Raw genomic sequence first — 353 nt, forward strand, 5'->3', positions numbered from 1 at the left:
CCCGGGCCGGGGGCGGTACCGCGGGCCGGATCCGGCGCGGGCCGGGTGCCGCCGCGGGCCAGGAAGTCCGAGAGGGGCAGCGTCGCGGCGCCGACCGTCACCGCGTCCGGTCCCAGATGTCCGAGGTCGATCGTGGTGCGGGCCGCCGCGTGTCCGAGGGCGTACTCCTGGGCGTACCGCCGGATCTCCGGGAGCAGGTGGGGACCGATCAGCAGCCCGGCCCAACCGCCGAGCAGGATCCGGGCGGGCAGGAAGAGGTTGATGAGGTCGGCCAGGGCGGCCCCCAGGCATTCGGCCGTCTCGTCCAGGATCGCGGCGGCCACCGGGTCCGGGGCGGGGCCTTCGGGGCCGTG

The 353-nt window shown here is 77.3% G+C and carries 1 protein-coding gene; it reads right to left on the bottom strand.

Annotated elements, in window-relative coordinates; translation table 11 throughout:
• Positions 1–353, bottom strand: a 353-nt coding sequence (locus tag IH13_RS0134005) for an ROK family protein (protein WP_037843208.1), incomplete at both ends; no start/stop codon positions are given.

The sequence above is a fragment of the Streptomyces sp. NRRL WC-3549 genome (assembly GCF_000721935.1).
Lineage (GTDB): Bacteria > Actinomycetota > Actinomycetes > Streptomycetales > Streptomycetaceae > Streptomyces.